Source organism: Actinospica acidithermotolerans, from assembly GCF_018139625.1.
Taxonomy (GTDB): domain Bacteria; phylum Actinomycetota; class Actinomycetes; order Streptomycetales; family Catenulisporaceae; genus Actinospica; species Actinospica acidithermotolerans.
Genome location: NZ_JAGSOH010000015.1, coordinates 1 through 16,455, shown reverse-complemented (window position 1 = coordinate 16,455; position 16,455 = coordinate 1). Strand labels below are relative to the sequence as shown.

At 71.3% G+C, this 16,455-nt stretch carries 14 protein-coding genes; 5 read left to right on the top strand and 9 right to left on the bottom strand.

The window, feature by feature from the left end; translation table 11 throughout:
* Positions 1-16: 16 nt before the first annotated feature.
* Positions 17-499, bottom strand: coding sequence for a DUF4190 domain-containing protein (locus KDK95_RS08135; RefSeq protein ID WP_212517419.1), 483 nt, complete (start codon positions 497-499; stop codon positions 17-19).
* A 95-nt stretch (positions 500-594) separates the two neighbouring features.
* Here KDK95_RS08135 and KDK95_RS08130 point away from each other — a divergent pair, with 95 nt between their 5' ends.
* Complete coding sequence (locus KDK95_RS08130) at positions 595-1,455, top strand: bifunctional methylenetetrahydrofolate dehydrogenase/methenyltetrahydrofolate cyclohydrolase (protein ID WP_212517418.1); 861 nt, start codon at positions 595-597, stop codon at positions 1,453-1,455.
* Positions 1,456-1,525: 70 nt separating this feature from the next.
* Here KDK95_RS08130 and KDK95_RS08125 read toward each other — a convergent pair whose 3' ends face one another.
* The 6 genes from KDK95_RS08125 to KDK95_RS08100 form a co-directional block, all read right to left on the bottom strand.
* The gene (locus KDK95_RS08125) at positions 1,526-1,696 is read right to left on the bottom strand and encodes a hypothetical protein (RefSeq protein ID WP_212517417.1); all 171 of its coding nucleotides are present in this window, start codon (positions 1,694-1,696) and stop codon (positions 1,526-1,528) included.
* Positions 1,693-2,478, bottom strand: coding sequence for a hypothetical protein (locus KDK95_RS08120; RefSeq protein WP_212517416.1), 786 nt, complete (start codon positions 2,476-2,478; stop codon positions 1,693-1,695). The genes KDK95_RS08125 and KDK95_RS08120 overlap by 4 nt, the downstream gene beginning before the upstream one ends.
* On the bottom strand, positions 2,475-3,065 hold the full coding sequence (locus tag KDK95_RS08115) for a SigE family RNA polymerase sigma factor (protein ID WP_212517415.1): 591 nt from the start codon (positions 3,063-3,065) through the stop codon (positions 2,475-2,477). Before KDK95_RS08115 ends, KDK95_RS08120 begins: the two co-directional genes overlap by 4 nt.
* Positions 3,066-3,332: 267 nt before the next feature.
* The gene (gene glgB, locus KDK95_RS08110) at positions 3,333-5,573 is read right to left on the bottom strand and encodes a 1,4-alpha-glucan branching protein GlgB (RefSeq protein ID WP_307844269.1); all 2,241 of its coding nucleotides are present in this window, start codon (positions 5,571-5,573) and stop codon (positions 3,333-3,335) included.
* 108 nt (positions 5,574-5,681) lie between these two features.
* Positions 5,682-5,957: a hypothetical protein gene (locus KDK95_RS08105; RefSeq protein WP_212517413.1), complete on the bottom strand. Its 276-nt coding sequence runs from the start codon at positions 5,955-5,957 to the stop codon at positions 5,682-5,684.
* Between the two features lie 355 nt (positions 5,958-6,312).
* Positions 6,313-6,597, bottom strand: coding sequence for a lipopolysaccharide assembly protein LapA domain-containing protein (locus KDK95_RS08100; protein ID WP_212517412.1), 285 nt, complete (start codon positions 6,595-6,597; stop codon positions 6,313-6,315).
* 97 nt (positions 6,598-6,694) lie between these two features.
* Here KDK95_RS08100 and KDK95_RS08095 point away from each other — a divergent pair, with 97 nt between their 5' ends.
* Positions 6,695-6,955, top strand: coding sequence for a DUF3017 domain-containing protein (locus KDK95_RS08095; RefSeq protein ID WP_212517411.1), 261 nt, complete (start codon positions 6,695-6,697; stop codon positions 6,953-6,955).
* Between the two features lie 221 nt (positions 6,956-7,176).
* Here KDK95_RS08095 and KDK95_RS08090 read toward each other — a convergent pair whose 3' ends face one another.
* Together KDK95_RS08090 and KDK95_RS08085 are read right to left on the bottom strand one after the other, a co-directional pair.
* The gene (locus tag KDK95_RS08090) at positions 7,177-9,399 is read right to left on the bottom strand and encodes an NADP-dependent isocitrate dehydrogenase (protein ID WP_212517410.1); all 2,223 of its coding nucleotides are present in this window, start codon (positions 9,397-9,399) and stop codon (positions 7,177-7,179) included.
* An 81-nt stretch (positions 9,400-9,480) separates the two neighbouring features.
* Positions 9,481-12,714, bottom strand: a complete 3,234-nt coding sequence (locus KDK95_RS08085) for an AfsR/SARP family transcriptional regulator (protein WP_212517409.1) — start codon at positions 12,712-12,714, stop codon at positions 9,481-9,483.
* Between the two features lie 220 nt (positions 12,715-12,934).
* Between KDK95_RS08085 and KDK95_RS08080 the strand changes: the two genes are divergently transcribed.
* From KDK95_RS08080 to KDK95_RS08070, 3 genes are all read left to right on the top strand, one after another.
* Entirely contained in the window at positions 12,935-13,924 is a 990-nt protein-coding gene (locus KDK95_RS08080) for a malate dehydrogenase (RefSeq protein ID WP_212517408.1), read from the top strand.
* A gap of 183 nt (positions 13,925-14,107) precedes the next feature.
* On the top strand, positions 14,108-14,902 hold the full coding sequence (locus KDK95_RS08075) for a hypothetical protein (RefSeq protein ID WP_212517407.1): 795 nt from the start codon (positions 14,108-14,110) through the stop codon (positions 14,900-14,902).
* Positions 14,903-15,061: 159 nt separating this feature from the next.
* On the top strand, positions 15,062-16,396 hold the full coding sequence (locus tag KDK95_RS08070) for a hemolysin family protein (protein ID WP_307844267.1): 1,335 nt from the start codon (positions 15,062-15,064) through the stop codon (positions 16,394-16,396).
* The last annotated feature ends 59 nt before the right edge of the window (positions 16,397-16,455 follow it).

Genomic DNA, 16,455 nt, shown 5'->3' with positions numbered 1-16,455 from the left:
CACCGCAGCCTCCGGCCTAGAACTTCAGGTTGTGCCGGACGCAGTCGTTGTACGCCGTCGGATCGGTCTTGCTGTCGATCGACTTGCAGGCGTTGACCGCGTGCAGCTCGACGGTGGTCACCAGGCCGCCGCCGATCAGCCCGATCAGGCTCAGCACGATCCCGGCGATGCCGACGCCGCGCTTGAGGTTCTTGCGCGACGCGCCCGCGATGCCGATGACGCCGAGCACCAGCCCGACGAACGCGGCGATCGGGCCGATGACGGCGATCAGCACCAGCGGGAGCGAGACGATGCCGAGGATCAGCGACGCGATGGCGAGCTTGCTGTTACGCGGCGGCCCGTAGGGCTGCCCGGGAACGCCGTAGCCCGGAGCGCCGCCGAAGCCTCCCCCGAGCGGCGGCGCCGACGGGTACTGCTGCTCAGAGTACTGCGGGAACTGCGCTTGGGTCTGACCTTGATCCGGCTGGTCCTGCGGCTGCTGCCCCCACTGCTCGGACACCTGATCCTCACCCTTCGGAATCTGAAGAATTAGATGACGCCCTTGGATTTCGGCTGATCACCGAATGAGCGTAGAGCAAATGCGAGGATGACACCATGACAGCGACCGTATTGGACGGCTGGGCCACGGCCAAGGAGATCCGGGCCGACCTCGCCGAGCGCGTGGCCGGGCTCAAGGAGCGGGGCGTCACCCCGGGCCTGGGCACCATCCTCGTCGGCGACGACCCGGGTTCGCACGCGTACGTGTCGATGAAGCACCGTGACAGCGGTCTGATCGGCATCGACTCGATCGACCGCAGGCTGCCCGCCACCGCGACCCAGGCCGAGGTCGAGGCCGCGGTCAGGGAGCTCAACGAGAACCCGGCGTGCCACGCGTACCTGGTGCAGTTGCCGCTGCCCAAGGGCCTGGACGAGTACCGCGTACTCGAGCGGGTCGACCAGGCCAAGGACGCCGACGGCCTGCACCCGCTCAGCCTGGGGAAGCTCGTGCTCGGCGAGCCCACCCCGCTTCCGTGCACCCCCTGGGGCTGCGTGGTCCTGCTGCGCCGCTTCGGCGTGGAACTCGACGGCGCCGAAGTGGTCGTCATCGGCCGCGGCACCACGGTCGGCCGCCCCCTCGGCCTGATCCTCAGCCGCAAGAGCGAGAACGCCACCGTGACGCTCTGCCACACCGGCACCCGCGACCTCGCCGCCCACGTCAAGCGCGCCGACATCGTCGTGGCCGCCGCGGGCGTCCCGCACATGATCACCCCCGGCATGGTCAAGCCCGGCGCAGCCGTCCTCGACGTGGGCGTCTCCCACGTCGACGGCAAGCTCACCGGCGACGTCCACCCCGAGGTCGCCGAGGTCGCCGGCTTCCTGTCCCCGAACCCCGGCGGCGTCGGCCCGATGACCAGGGCCCTGCTGCTGACGAACGTGGTCGAGGCGGCGGAGAGGGCCGCGGCCGCCCCGCGGTAAGTGCGCTGAGGGTCGGCGACCGGCCGCAGCCGGTCGTCGCCCCTGCGTTCCGCGGCGCGGGCCGGGCTGTTCAGCGACTTGCCGTTGCCGCGGCGTACATCACCGCCGCGATGAAGTAGATCGCGAACGTCGCGAAGGCGAGGAGTGCGATACCCAGAAGCCAGGCCGCGATTCGGGTCACGGCGCGTCGTTCGCGACGTCGGCGCTGTGATGGATCGCTCGCCTTGAGCGCGGTGCTCACTGGTGTGGCGTGTCCGGGAAGATCATGGCTAGCGCGTACGGCTCCATCCCGTTGGCCGCCTCGGCCGTGCAGTGGCTCACGTCGAGCCCGGGCAGAAGATGCAGCCCGTCGCCGAAGCCGAGTTCGGCCGGTCCGTCCACACCGGTCAGGCCCTGGTCCACGACGTACACGGGCCGCCCCTTGGGGTCGAACACCACCAGGGGGGTCCCCTCGGCGTAATAGCCCTCGGGCCACACGATCGGGTTGGACCCGAGGGTGAGACAGGTGGTCGGGTCGGGGCTCATGCCCAGGTTGACGTGATGGCCCTTCGCCTTGTCGCCGCCGAGTTCGGTGGCCGCGTTCGTCGCCGTCACCCAGCGCGGCACCGAGGAGTAGGTGCTCAGCGGCAGCTTGGCGCCGGGCTTCCAGTTCCTCGGCAACATCGCGTGATAGCCGGCCGCCGCGCTCGCGCTCCCGGTCGGCCGCGTGGTCACCCCGACGACCTGCGGCGTCGCCGCAGTAGCTCTGCCCGACCCGGCCGCGCTCACCGAGTGGATGCCGAGCACGCCCGCGCACACCATCGCCAGCACGCCGGTGACGCGCAGCGCGTCGCGCCTGCGGCGACGATCCCGGCCGCGCTTGAGAAGTCGTGCGGCAGGCGGATCCTGCAACGCAATGCACGCCGCGTGCTGCTCCAGCGTCGCCCGCACGGCTTGCTCGAGTCCGGTCTCACCCGGGCCGGACGGGTCGGTGACGAAGACGGCCTGCTCGTGGTGCTCGCTGTGCTCGCTGCGCTCGTTCATGCGGCCTCGGCCTCCTTCAGAATGTTGACTCCCGCGGACGCCTTCGCAGCTCTCGCCGATTCGATCCGGCTGACCTCGTGCGCGCCCAGTCGGTCGCGCAGATTCGCCAGGGCGCGCGCGGTGTGCGTCTTCACGCTCTGCTCCCCGCAGTCCATGAGCCGGGCGACCTCGGCGACGGGCAGGTCCTCGAAGTACCGCAGGACGACGGCGGTGCGCTGACGTGGTGTCAGGGTCTGGAGTGCGCGCCAGAGGTCCACCTGCGCGGCCACCTGGTCGGCCAGGGGGGCCGGCTCCGGTTCGCCTGCGACGCGGCGCGAGACCGGCTCTGGCGGCTGGGCGACCGTGGCCTCGCGCCCGCGGTGTCGACGCCACGAACTGATGTGCAGGTTGACGATGGTGCGGCGCACGTAACCCTCCATCGCGCCGGGATCACGCATCCCGACGCGCTTGGCGTAGGCCTTGGTCAACGCTGCCTGCACCAGGTCCCGCGCCGAATCCACGTTGCCGGTCAACAGGTAGGCGCTGCGGACCAGCGCGTTGTACCGGGACTCGATGAGCCCGACGAAGAATGCGTCATGGTCCCCCATGGCCCCCACTTTCCGGTCCGGACGCCGTTGCGCCCGGCATCACGAGGTCGCACATCGTGTGCCTTCTCGTATTCCAGGACGCGAGCCTGTGCGTGCAGGACTACACGCCTGCGGGAGAAGTCCTCATGAGAGGAGTGAGGCTACTAATCGTCCCCGGACGTAGTCGCGGACGCGGAGCGCAGCGGAGCATCGGCGAAACAGGTGGGGCCGACGACGAACCCGCAAGCCGTCGTCGGCCCCGACCTCCACCCCCACCGATCAGCCGGTCTACTCAGGCTCCAGCCACAGCACGCCCAGCGGCGGCAGGCGCAGGGCGGCGTGGGCGGGCTGGCCCCACATCGGCTCGTCGATGGCGTGCACGGTGCCCATGTTGCCCACACCGCTGCCGCCGTAGGTCTGGGCGTCGGTGTTGAGGACCTCGGTCCAGCGGGCGGCGCGGTCGTAGGGGAGGGGGAGCGGGAGGCGGAAGTCCTCCCAGGGGTTGCCGGCGAAGTTGGCCACGCAGACGAGCGGCTTGCCGTCGGCCGACCACCGGGTGAACGCGAAGACGTTGTGGTCGGCGTCGTCGGAGGAGAGCCAGGTGAAGCCGGCCGGGTCGAAGTCCTGCTGCCAGAGGGCGGGGCGGTCCTTGTACGCGGCGTTCAGGTCCTGGACGGTCTTGAACACGCCGCGGTGCTCGGCGTGGTCGAGCAGCCACCAGTCGAGGCCGTGCTGCTCGGACCACTCGTCGCTCTGGGCGAACTCGCCGCCGGAGAACAGCAGCTGCTTGCCGGGGTGCGCCCACATGTAGGCCAGCAGCGCCCTGAGATTCGCGAACTGCTGCCAGCGGTCGCCGGGCATCTTGTTGAGCAGCGAGCGCTTGCCGTGCACGACCTCGTCGTGGCTGAGCGGCAGGATGAAGTTCTCGGTGAACGCGTAGACCAGCGAGAACGTCATCCGGTGGTGGTGGTACCTGCGGTTGATCGGCTCCTCGCCCAGGTAGCCGAGCGTGTCGTGCATCCAGCCCATGTTCCACTTGAAGCCGAAGCCGAGGCCGTCGCTGTCGGTCGGCTTGGTCACGCCGGGCCACGCGGTGGACTCCTCGGCGTACATGAGCACGCCGGGCACCCGCTTGAAGACGGTCGCGGTCAGCTCCTGCAGGAAGGAGACCGCCTCCAGGTTCTCCCGGCCGCCGAACGCGTTCGGGTGCCAGGAGCCCGCGGGCCGCGAGTAGTCGAGGTAGAGCATCGAGGCGACGGCGTCGACGCGCAGGCCGTCGATGTGCATCTGCTCGCACCAGTACAGCGCGGAGGCGAGCAGGAAGTTGCGCACCTCGCGGCGGCCGAAGTCGAACACGAGCGTGCCCCAGTCCGGGTGCTCGCCGCGCCACGGGTCCGGGTGCTCGTACAGGTTCGTCCCGTCGAACTGGGCCAGCGCCCAGGAGTCCTTCGGGAAGTGCGCCGGCACCCAGTCCACGATCACGCCGATCCCGGCCGCGTGCAGCGCGTCGATCAGGGCCCTGAAGTCGTCGGGGCCGCCGAGCCGCGCGGTGGGCGCGAAGTACGAAGAGACCTGGTATCCCCACGAGCCGCCGAAGGGGTGCTCGGTCGGCGGCAGGAACTCGACATGGGTGAATCCGAGCTCGTTGAGGTAGGGCGGCAGCTGCTCGGCCAGGCCGCGGTAGGTCAGGCCGGGCCGCCAGGAGGCGAGGTGCAGCTCGTACACGGACTGCGGCTCGCGGTACGGGTCGGACTCGGCGCGGCGCTTGAGCCACTCCTCGTCGCCCCACTCGTAGCGCGACTCGCTGATCACCGACGCGGTGTCCGGCGGGCACTCGGTCTGCTGCGCGAGCGGGTCGGCCTTCTGCCGCCAGACCCCGTCCCGGCCGAGGATCTCGTACTTGTACCGCTGCCCGGCGCCGATGCCCGGCACGAACAGCTCCCAGACTCCGCTGGAGCCGAGCGAGCGCATCGGGTAGCCGGTGCCGTCCCAGTAGTTGAAGTCGCCGATCACGCGGACGCCCTGGGCGTTCGGCGCCCAGACCGCGAAGCCGGTGCCCTCGACCTCGGTGCCGTCCGGGGCGGTGGCCGTGCGCACGTGCGCGCCGAGCACCTCCCACAGCTGCTCGTGCCGGCCCTCGCCGATCAGGTGCAGGTCGACCTCGCCGGGCAGCGGCAGGAAGCGGTACGCGTCGTCCTGCTCGTGCACCGTCTCGCCGTAGTCGACGCGCAGCCGGTAGGCCTCGTCCGGACGCCCGGGCACGACTCCCGCGAACAGTCCCTCGCCCTGGTCCCGCAGCGCGTACTCGCCGTCCGCCTGGACCACCCGCACGCCCTCGGCGAACGGCCGCAGCACCCTGATGACGCGGGAGTCCTCTCCCGCCGGGTGCGCGCCGAGCAGCGCGTGCGGATCGTGGCACGAGCCGCCGAGCAGGCCTTCGAACGCGGCGCGGTCGGTGCGCTCGGCAGGGGCCGCGGTGCCGGCGGTGGCGTCGTGGGCCGCCGGATTCTTCTTCTTTTCTCCCGTCACCTGTCCCAGACTGCCACGTTCGAGGGTGGTACGGGAGGCCACTGCGTTACCGGATGCACACGGCGTGGCGGACGCGCGGCCACGCCGGGGCGGGCATCCCATGCCGTGTCAGGAGCGGCCGCGGCCGGCCGTGGCCCGCCGGATCAGCTCGTCGAGCAGACCCGACTTCGCGTCGCTGACCAGCTCTTCGAGCTGCTCCACGGACATCTGCACGCGCTGCCCGAAGTCGTCGGCGAGCACGATCCGGCGGGGTAGGTCGGCCTCGGGATCGAGGAAGAGTTCGGGGCATCCGCAATTGCAGTCCCCGCAGAAGACGCGGATCGAGCAGAGCTCCGGATTTCGGACGGTCTTGCGCTGTACGGGTGAATGACGATCGGGGACCACGGATGCACCTCACCAGACGTGGACTCACTGCGTGTGGGTACCGAGCCTGCCCGCCGGTGACCTTCACGGTAGATCACAAGGCGCCGCAGTACCACGGTGCATACGGCGCCCGACGTCCGCCGTCGTAGCCATCCGGGCGTCACGGCGCACGTCGCGCGCCCCTGGCGCGGCGCCCCGCGCCCGCTGAGCCGCGAGAGCCGCCGGCCGTTCGGGACCGGTATCGCGCGGTCCGTATTCCGAACCGCACGAGCCGGAGCGCCGCCCCGCGACGCACTGCGCGGATCGCCCCGCGACCCACTTCGCTGATCGCTTCGCGACGCACTTCGCGGATCGTTTCGCGACGGCTCGCGCCCCGCTAGTCGCGCTTCGGCTTGCGGTTGCGCTTGCGGCGGCCGGCCAGGAAGCCGACCAGGCCCCCGGCCAGGAAGACCAGCAGCAGCACCAGCCACAGCGGCGCGCTGACCCAGGTCACCCACAGGTGGATCCGGACCTGCGCGTTGTTGGCGATGATGAACCAGACGGCCGCGATCGTGACGAGGCCGCCGATGAAGACCTTCGGCGAGGCCAGCCGCCCCGCCAGCCCCGGGTCGCGCTTGCGTTCCGGTTCCGCCGCACCGACCGGCGGGATGTTCGCACCCATGTGTGCCTCCTCTCGGACAGCAGGATAAGGGCACGATGAATCGTCCGCCTCTCGGCAGCGTTCCGCACGAGGCCCGGAAGCGTGGTTCCATGGAGGTATGGACGTACGGCGTGAGTGGCCCTTCGCCACCGTGTTCGCGGTGGCCCTCGCCGCAGTGGCGCTGATCGCGCTCGGCAATCTGCAGCACGGCGTGCTCATCCTGGGCTGCGCGCTGCTGCTCGGCTCCGGGCTGAGGTTCGCGCTGCCCACCCCGCGCGCCGGGCTGCTGGCGATCCGCGGCCGCGGCGCGGACGTGGTCACCATGGGCCTGCTCGGCCTGGTGATGCTGGTTCTCTCGGTCGTCCCGCTGACCAACTGAGGCCGGCCGGCCGACTGACCCGAGCCCGCCGGCCGGCACCGTCCCGCCGAGCGACTGAAGCCCTCCCGCAGACCGGCCCCGAGGCCGTCGAGCGGCCAGGCGCGGCCACCGCGGAGCGGGTTCGAGAACGAACGGCCCTCGGCCCGGGTCCGCACACCCGGGTCGAGGGCCGTTCTCGAAAGCGCTCGTGCCGCGCCGCGGGGCCCGCCTGTCGGCGAGGCCTACTTCGCGAGCAGCTCCAGCGCCTGGTTGAAGGTGGCCGAGGGGCGCATCGCCCTGCTCGCCTTCGCCGGGTCGGGCTGGTAGTAGCCGCCGAGGTCGACCGGCGTGCCCTGGACGGCGATCAGCTCGTCGACGATCGTCTTCTCCTGCTCGGCGAGGGTCTTCGCCAGGTCGGCGAAGGCGGCCGCGAGCTCGGCGTCCGCGGTCTGCGCGGCGAGCTCCTTGGCCCAGTACAGCGCCAGGTAGAAGTGCGAGCCGCGGTTGTCGATCCCGCCGAGCCTGCGGCTGGGCGACTTGTCCTCGTTCAGGAACGTCGCGGTGGCCCGGTCCAGGGTGTCCGCGAGGACCTGCGCGCGGGCGTTGCCGACGGTGGTGGCGAACTGCTCGAAGCTGACCGCCAGCGCCAGGAACTCGCCCAGGCTGTCCCAGCGCAGGTAGTTCTCCTTGACCAGCTGCTGCACGTGCTTGGGCGCGGAGCCGCCGGCGCCGGTCTCGAACAGGCCGCCGCCGTTCATCAGCGGGACGACGGAGAGCATCTTGGCGCTGGTGCCGAGCTCCAGGATCGGGAACAGGTCGGTCAGGTAGTCGCGCAGCACGTTGCCGGTGACCGAGATGGTGTTCTCGCCGCGGCGGATGCGCTCGACCGAGAACTTCGTCGCCTCGACCGGGGAGAGCACCTTGACGGTCAGCCCGTCGGTGTCGTGCTCCGGCAGGTACGCCTCGATCTTCTTGATCAGCTCGGCATCGTGCGCGCGGGTGGCGTCCAGCCAGAACACCGCCGGGTCGCCGGTGGCGCGGGCGCGGGTGACGGCCAGCTTGACCCAGTCGCGGATCGGCAGGTCCTTGGTCTGGCACATCCGGAAGATGTCCCCGGCCTCGACCGGCTGCTCGAGCACCACGGCGCCGGAGCCGTCGACGACGCGGACGGTGCCGGCCGCGGCGATCTCGAAGGTCTTGTCGTGGCTGCCGTACTCCTCGGCCTTCTGCGCCATCAGGCCGACGTTCGGCACCGAGCCCATGGTGGCCGGGTCGTAGGCGCCGTGCGCCTTGCAGTCCTCGATGACGGCCTGGTAGACGCCGGAGTAGCTGCTGTCCGGCAGGACGGCGATGGTGTCCGCCTCCTTGCCGTCCGGGCCCCACATGTGGCCGGAGGTGCGGATCATCGCGGGCATCGAGGCGTCCACGATCACGTCGCTGGGCACGTGCAGGTTGGTGATGCCGCGGTCGGAGTCGACCATCGCCAGCGCCGGGCCGGCCGCGAGCTCGGCGTCGAACGAGGCCTTGATCTCCTCGCCGTTCGGCAGCGCGGCCAGGCCGTTGAGGATGCCGCCGAGGCCGTCGTTCGGGCTCAGGCCCGCGGCGGCGAGGTCGGCGCCGTACGCGGCGAAGGTCTTCGGGAAGAAGGCGCGCACCACGTGGCCGAAGATGATCGGGTCGGAGACCTTCATCATGGTGGCCTTCAGGTGCACGGAGAAGAGCACGCCCTCGGCCTTGGCGCGGGCGATCTGCTCGCCGAGGAAGGTCTCCAGCGCGCCGACGTGCAGCACGGATGCGTCCACGACCTCGCCCTCGAGCACCGGCACGCTCGGCTTGAGCACGGTCACCGCGCCGTCGGTCGCGACGTGCTCGATGCGCAGGGTGCCCGCGGCGGACAGCGTGGCGGACTTCTCGGTGGACCGGAAGTCGTTCGCGCCCATCGTCGCGACCTCGGTCTTCGAGTCGGCCGACCAGGCGCCCATGCGGTGCGGGTGGGTCTTCGCGTAGTTCTTCACCGAGGCGGGGGCGCGGCGGTCCGAGTTGCCCTCGCGCAGCACCGGGTTCACCGCGCTGCCCTTGACCTTGTCGTAGCGGGCGCGAACGTCGCGCTCCTCGTCGGTCTTCGGCTCGTCCGGGTAGTCCGGGAGCGCGTACCCCTGGCCCTGCAGCTCGGCGACCGCGGCCTTGAGCTGCGGCACCGAGGCGGAGATGTTCGGCAGCTTGATGATGTTCGCGCCGGGGGTGGTGGCCAGCTCGCCGAGCTCGGTGAGCGCGTCGCCGATCCGCTGGTCCTCGGTCAGGTACTCCGGGAACACCGCCAGGATGCGTCCGGCCAGCGAGATGTCGCGCGTCTCCACGGCGATCCCGGCGGTCGAGGCGTAGGCCTGGATGATCGGCAGGAACGAGTACGTCGCCAGCGCGGGCGCCTCGTCGGTGTGCGTGTAGATGATGGTCGAATCGGTCACCGGGTGCTCCGCTCGGCTGAGGACTTCGCTATTTTCTCGACATCAAGATACCTCAGTCCCGGGCCCGCGGCGTACCGGGGCTCAGCCGCCTGGCGCCGCGAGACGCCGCTCCGCGTCGGCCAGCTCGAAGGCGCCCATCCGGCGGTAGAGCTCCGCGGCCTCCCGCAGGTTCTCCCGCGCCGAATCGCGCTCCCCGAGCCGTTCCCGGCAGCGCGCCAGGCCGTCCAGGGCGTGAGCCTGGTCGATCGGCATACCCGCCGTTCGGGTGAGTCGCAGCGCCTGCTCGAAGCGGTCGATCGCGATCTCGGTCTCGCCCTGGTCGAGGGCGACGGCGCCCAGGCGGTTCAGCGTCGCGCCCATGCCCTGATCGTCGTCCAGGGGCCCGCGGTACGTCTCCAAGGCCCGCTCCAGCAGCGGCAGGCCCCGGGGATCGCCGGTCAGGTAGCGCGCGTAGCCGAGCTCGCGCATCAGCTCGACCTGCGTATAGAGGTGGGCGCCCGCCGCGGCGACGTCGGTGTCCGAGTAGCCGCGTTCGAGGTACCCGATCGCGGAGACCGGGTCGCCGGCGTTGGTTCGGGACGGGCCGAGAAAGGCCAGCACCATCGTCACGCCGGTCTCGTAGCCGAGCTCCTCGTAGATCCGGAGCGCGTTGCGGAATTCCGCGTGAGCCTGCTCGTGCCGGCCGGTCATGCCGAGGATCCAGCCCAGGTTCGTCAGGAAGCTCGCCTCGACCTGGCGGTGGCCGTATTCGCGGCCGATGGCCAGGCCGCGTCGGCAGTTCTCGGCCGCGACCGCGAATTCGCCCTCGCTGATCAGCTTGCGGGTGGACGAGCTGAGCGCCAGCGCTTCCATGTGCGGAAGGCCGAGCTCGCGCAGGATCCGCACGGACATGTCGTGGTGCACGCGGGATTCCTCGTGCTTGCCGAGCAGGTCGCAGCTCTGGCCCAATGCCAGCCTGATCTGCGCCTCCGCATACCGGTCGCCGGTCTCCTGAGCGATCGGCAGCGCCAGCATGTGCGTCGCGACCGTGTCCGCTGGCCTGCCCTGGTTGTAGGAGATCTGCCCGAGCCGGTAGAGCGCGTCGGCCTCGCCGCGTCGGTGCCCGAGCTCGCGGCAGATCCGCAGCGCCCGCTCGGCCGATTCCACGGCCTCGTCGAACCTGCTCCGCCCGATCTGACGGAGGATCTGGCTCAGATTGCACAGCGCGGCGGCCAGCGCGAGCGGCTCGTCGAGCCCCTCGGCGATCCGCGCGGCGGTCTCGTGCAACTGAGCGGTCTGCGACCACGGGCCGTCCTGCAGCAGGTAGCCCGCGAGCGCCGAGGTCAGGTCGATGCGCCGCTCCGGCGGTATGCCGGCGTCCGAGACGGCGGCGAGCAGGTTCGCCCGCTCCGCCCGGAACCAGGACAGCGAGCCCGATACGTCCGGCAGTTCGGGGACCGGGCCCGACGGCTCGGGGAAGGCAAGGGCGCGCCACCGGACCCCGGCTGCCTGCTGCATGGCGCCGATCCACGCCGTGTGCTGGTAGTAGTCGAGCAGCCGCTCCCGCGCGGCGCGCGCCCGGACGCCGGTCCGGTCCATCAGGGTACGGACATACGAGCGCACGAGATCGTGCAGGCCGTAGCGATCCGCCTGCCGGATCAGCAGATTGTGCTCGACCAAGGCGTCCAGCAGACGCCGGGCCGTCGCCAGGTCGAGGTCCGCCAGGTTCGCGGCGCCGTAGACGTCGACGTCCGGGCCGGTGATCTGGCCCAGCAGGACCAGCAGGTCGCGCTCCGGCGCGGGCAGCGCGGCGAGCGAGGAGTCGAACACCGACCGCAGATCGCGCTCGCCGTCGGAGAGGCCGCCGAGCCGTCGATCCTCGTCAGCGAGCTCTTCGACCAGGCTCTCGACCGTCAACGTGTCCTGATGCCGCAGCCGTGCCGCGACGATGCGCAAGGCGAGCGGGAGGTGCCCGCACAACGCTGCCACTTCGCGCACGGCGGGAGAGTCGGTCAGCGCACGCCGCGGACCGGCGACGACGGCGAGCAGGGCCAGCGACTCAGCCTCGCTCAGCACGTCCACGGTCATCGCCTCGGCGTGCTCGAGGCCCGTCATCCGGTTGCGGCTGGTGATCAGCACGAGGCAGCCGGGGGCGCCCGGCAGCAGCGGACGGACCTGCTCCGGGCTCGCCGCGTTGTCCAGCACGATCAGGGTCCTGCTGTCGGCGAGCTTGCTCCGGTAGAGTGCCGAGCGCTCCGGCACCTCGTCCGGCACGCCCCGCGGCGGCACGCCGAGCGAGCGCAGCAGGTAGGCCAGCGCGTCCCCCGGCGAGACGGGTTCGGTGCCCGCCGAGTGCCCGCGCAGGTCGATGAACAGCTGGCCGTCCGGGAAGCGGTCGGCGAGGCGGTGCGCGGCGTGCACGGCGAGCGTGGTCTTGCCGATGCCGCCGAGGCCGTCGAGCGCGGAGATCACCAGCGTGCCCGGGGACTTCTCGGCCGCGGCGACGAGCTCGGCCGTCTCGGCGGCCCGGCCGGTGAACAGGCGCGTGTCGGCGGGCAGTTGACGCGGCGCGTCGGGGTTCGGCCGAAGCGCGAGCGAGGCATCGTCGCGGACGACAGCCTCGCGCAGCTCCGCGAGCTCGGCGGACGGTTCGAGGCCGAGCTCGTCGAGCAGCGACCTCTCATATGCGTCGTAGGCGCCGACCGCTTCGCCGGATCGCCCGGCGCGGTGCAACGCGAGCATCAGCTGCCGGTGGAACGTCTCGTTGCGCGGGTGCTCTCGAATGAGCGCGGCCAGTTCGTCGGCGAGTTCATGGTGCCGCCCAAGGTTCAGCTCGGCCTCGATCCGGCCCTGCAAGGCCTGGACGTAGGTCTCCTCCAGCTCGCGCACCCGTGCGTCGTCCGCGAGCGCGGGTATATCCGCAAGCGGACGACCCCGCCAGAGTTCCAGCGCCGCGCCGAACCGCTTCGCCGCCTCCGCCCACGCCTGCTCGCCCAGCTTCCGCCGGCCCGCCGCGTACTCCTCGGCGAACACGTGCAGGTCGAGCTCGCCGGGCTCCACCTGGATCAGATAGCCGGGAGGCACCGCGCGCACCCGCTCCTGCTCCCCGTCGCCGAGCGCGTGACGCAGCCGCATCACCTGAACGTGCAACGCCGTCGGCGCCGACGAGCCGGACGCCTCTTCTCCCCACAGCAGCGCGGCGAGCCGGTCGGTCGACACCGGCGTGCCCGCCTCCAAGAGCAGCGCCGCGAGCAGTGTGCGCCGCAGCCGTCCGGCCACGGATATCTCGCCGGATCCAACGTGCACCGAGAGCGGACCGAGCAGCGCGAAGCGCACGCGACCTCCAGTGTGGGATTCCCGAAGTCCTGCGGAGGCCTGATGCTATCCGCACGCGGGCGTATCCACCGCGTCATTTCGCGGGCGATGAGCGCGGCGCCGCTCTGTCGTCAGTCTCACAGCCGTCCCGGGCCGTACCGGAGGTCGCGGCAGAGTAACGTTACCGGCGGGAAACCCCGCCAAAGCCCCTGGACTTCGAAGCAGAAGAAGGCGTCACGACATGACTCGCACCCCCGTCAACGTCACGGTGACCGGCGCGGCCGGCCAGATCGGTTACTCGCTGCTGTTCCGGATCGCGTCCGGCCACCTGCTCGGCCCGGACGTCCCGGTCAGCCTGCGCCTGCTCGAGATCACCCCGGCGCTCAAGGCCGCCGAGGGCACCGCGATGGAGCTCGACGACTGCGCGTTCCCGCTGCTGCGCGGGATCGAGATCACCGACGACCTGAAGACCGCCTTCGACGGCGCCAACGTGGCGCTGCTGGTCGGCGCGATGCCGCGGAAGGCCGGCATGGAGCGCGGCGACCTGCTCTCCGCCAACGGCGGCATCTTCAAGCCGCAGGGCCGCGCCATCAACGACCACGCCGCGGACGACATCCGGGTGCTGGTCGTCGGCAACCCGGCGAACACCAACGCGCTGATCGCCGCGAACAACGCCCCCGACGTGCCGAAGACCCGCTTCACCGCGATGACCCGGCTCGACCACAACCGCGCCGTCGCCCAGGTCGCCAAGAAGGCCGGCGTCCCGGTGACCGAGATCAGCAACCTGACGATCTGGGGCAACCACTCCGCCACCCAGTACCCCGACCTGTTCAACGCCAGGATCAACGGCAAGAGCGCGGCGGCGGTCATCGACGACCAGGCGTGGCTGGAGGGCGACTTCATCCCGACCGTCGCCAAGCGCGGCGCCGCCATCATCGAGGCCCGCGGCCTGTCCTCCGCGGCCAGCGCGGCCTCCGCCGCGCTGAACCACGTGAACACCTGGTTCAACGGCACCGCGCCCGGCGACTGGACCTCGATGGGCATCGTGTCCGACGGCTCCTACGGCGTGCCGGAGGGCCTGGTCTCCTCCTTCCCGGTCACCACCAAGGACGGCGACTACGAGATCGTCCAGGGCCTGGACGTCAACGAGTTCTCCCGGGGCCGGATCGACGCCTCCGTCGCCGAGCTCGCCTCGGAGCGCGACGAGGTCGTCAAGCTCGGCCTGATCTGACGATCCCCCCGGTTCGGCCTGACGTTCCGTGAGCGCGGCCCGCCTCTCCGGATTTCCCCGGACCGAGGCGGGCCGCGCTCTCTCTCGGTTCGGTAACTCCGCTTGCGGTAGCGCGTACGGATGCGTTTGTCTAGCCCGGTCCGTTCGAAGACATCGAACTTAAACCGGGGGAGCAGGACTCTCATGTCAAGCCCGTACGACCAGAACCCAGGGCAGCAGCAGTACGGCCAGCCGCCGCAGTTCGGCGCGCCGGTCCCGCAGCAGGGCCAGCCGCAGCAGCCGGTCCAGCCCGTCGCTCCGCAGCAGCCCGCGCAGTACGCGCAGCAGCCGCAGGGCGCGCCCGCGTGGGGCCAGCCCGCGACCCAGCCGACCGCCGCGTACCCGGACCCGAACGCGAACCCGTACGCCGCGGGCAACCCCTACCAGCAGCAGCCGTACGCCGGTGGCGTGCCGATGCAGCCGGTCAAGCAGCGCGGCCGCGGCGGCCTGGTCGCGGCGGCGTTCCTGCGCAGCGCGATCGGCCGGCTGGTGATCTTCCTGGTGATCGCCGGCGGCGTCGCGATCTACCACTTCGCCACCTCCGACAACGCGACGCGCAACTCCAACGGGCAGGTCACCCAGTCCGGCTCGCTCGCCGCGACCGACCTGGCCGTCGGCGACTGCTTCGACTCGCCCAGCGGCACCTCGGGCATCTCCTCGGTCAAGGCCATCCCGTGCACCCAGGCGCACGACTCGCAGGTCTACGCGGAGCCGAAGATCAGCGAGAGCACCTTCCCGGGCGTCAGCACCCTGCAGACCGAGGCGAAGGCCGACTGCGACGCGGACTCCGCGACCTCCGCGATCTCCGCGGACGCCCCGTCCTCGATCGGCACCGAGTACTTCTTCCCGCAGGACTCGGACACGTTCGACAGCCAGGACTTCTTCATCTGCGCCCTCGCCGCGGACAGCGCCACCCTCACCACGTCGTACGTCAGCTGACGGGTCACCCGACACGCCGCGCCGACCAGGGGGTGAACCCGGTGCCCGGGCCGCCGAGCGGCAGGTCCGGGCATCGTAGACTGGTGCCATGGCCCCATCGCCTCCGTCGGAGTGCAACAGACCCGGCGGCTCGCTCCCGAAAGCCGAGGAGCAGAGCCGGTGAACCAGACACTGACCTCCTGCCTCGTCGTACTCGCCCTCATCCTGGTCGAGGCGCTGTTCGTCGCCTCTGAGATCGCGCTGGTCTCGCTGCGCGAATCCCAGGTGCAGGAACTCGCCGAGTCCGGCCGCCGCGGCGCCGTCGTCGCGCGGCTGGTCCGCGACCCCAACCGCTTCCTGGCCACGGTGCAGATCGGCGTGACGCTGACCGCCCTGCTCTCCTCGGCGTACGGCGCGACCACGCTCTCCGAGGACGCCAAGCGCGCTCTGGAGACCACCGGGCTGAGCTCCGGCCTGGCCGGATTCATCGGCCTGGTCGGCGTCACCATGGTGATCTCCTTCGTCACGCTGGTGATCGGCGAGCTCGCGCCCAAGCGGCTGGCCATGCAGCGGATCGAGGCCACCGCGCGCGCCGTCGGCCCGTTCGTGAACGGCATGTCGACGATCTGCCGCCCGGTCATCTGGCTGCTCTCGGTGTGCACCGACGTGGTCGTGCGGATGTTCGGCGGCGACCCGTCCGCCGCGCGCGAGCAGGTCAGCGAGTCCGAGCTGCGCCGCATGGTCGCCGACAACACCTCGCTCAGCACGGACGAGCGCCGGCTGATCGACGAGGTCTTCGGCGCGGGCGACCGGCAGCTGCGCGAGGTGCTCGTGCCGCGCACCGAGGTCGTCTTCCTGGACGCGGCCACGCCGGTCCCCGAGGCCGCCGCCGAGATAGGCCGCCACCCGCACTCGCGCTACCCGGTCATCGACGAGAGCGCGGACAACGTCGTCGGCTTCGTGCACGTGCGCGACCTGCTGAGCCCCGACGCCGCGGAGAACGCCGGACGGGTCTCCGAGCTGACCAGGCCCGCGCTCTTCCTGCCCGGCACCAAGCACGTGCTCGACGCGCTGTCCGAGATGCGCCGCGACTCCTTCCACCTGGCGATCGTCGTCGACGAGTACGGCGGCACCGCCGGCATCGTCACCCTGGAGGACCTGGTCGAGGAGGTCATCGGCGACATCCGCGACGAGTACGACAGCGCCCGCTCCGACGTGATCCGGCTGCGCGGCGGCGGCCTGGACCTGTCCGGCCTGATCAACCTGGAGGACGCGGCCGAGGTGGTCGGCGTGCCGCTGCCGGAGGGCCCGTACGAGACGCTGGCCGGCTTCCTGATAGCGCAGCTCGGCCGGCTGCCGGCGCTGGGCGACGAGGTCGGCTACGACGGGCTGCGCTTCACCGTGCAGTCGATGGACGGCCGCCGCGTCTCCCGGGTGCGGATCGAGAAGGCCGAGCCGGCCGCCGAGCAGCCGAGCCAGCCCGCCCCGGCGGCCCCGGTGATAGCCGACCGCTAGGGCCGCGGCCCCGGGCCGGCCGGCCGCCCGGCCGCCTCACGGCCGGGGCGGCCCCAAGC

Coding starts and splice junctions, on each gene's coding strand:
- KDK95_RS08080 (WP_212517408.1), top strand. CDS start 12,935: ATGACTCGCACCCCCGTCAACGTCACGGTGACCGGCGCGGCCGGCCAG.
- KDK95_RS08075 (WP_212517407.1), top strand. CDS start 14,108: ATGTCAAGCCCGTACGACCAGAACCCAGGGCAGCAGCAGTACGGCCAG.
- KDK95_RS08120 (WP_212517416.1), bottom strand. CDS start 2,478: ATGAACGAGCGCAGCGAGCACAGCGAGCACCACGAGCAGGCCGTCTTC.
- KDK95_RS08095 (WP_212517411.1), top strand. CDS start 6,695: ATGGACGTACGGCGTGAGTGGCCCTTCGCCACCGTGTTCGCGGTGGCC.
- KDK95_RS08130 (WP_212517418.1), top strand. CDS start 595: ATGACAGCGACCGTATTGGACGGCTGGGCCACGGCCAAGGAGATCCGG.
- KDK95_RS08115 (WP_212517415.1), bottom strand. CDS start 3,065: ATGGGGGACCATGACGCATTCTTCGTCGGGCTCATCGAGTCCCGGTAC.
- KDK95_RS08100 (WP_212517412.1), bottom strand. CDS start 6,597: ATGGGTGCGAACATCCCGCCGGTCGGTGCGGCGGAACCGGAACGCAAG.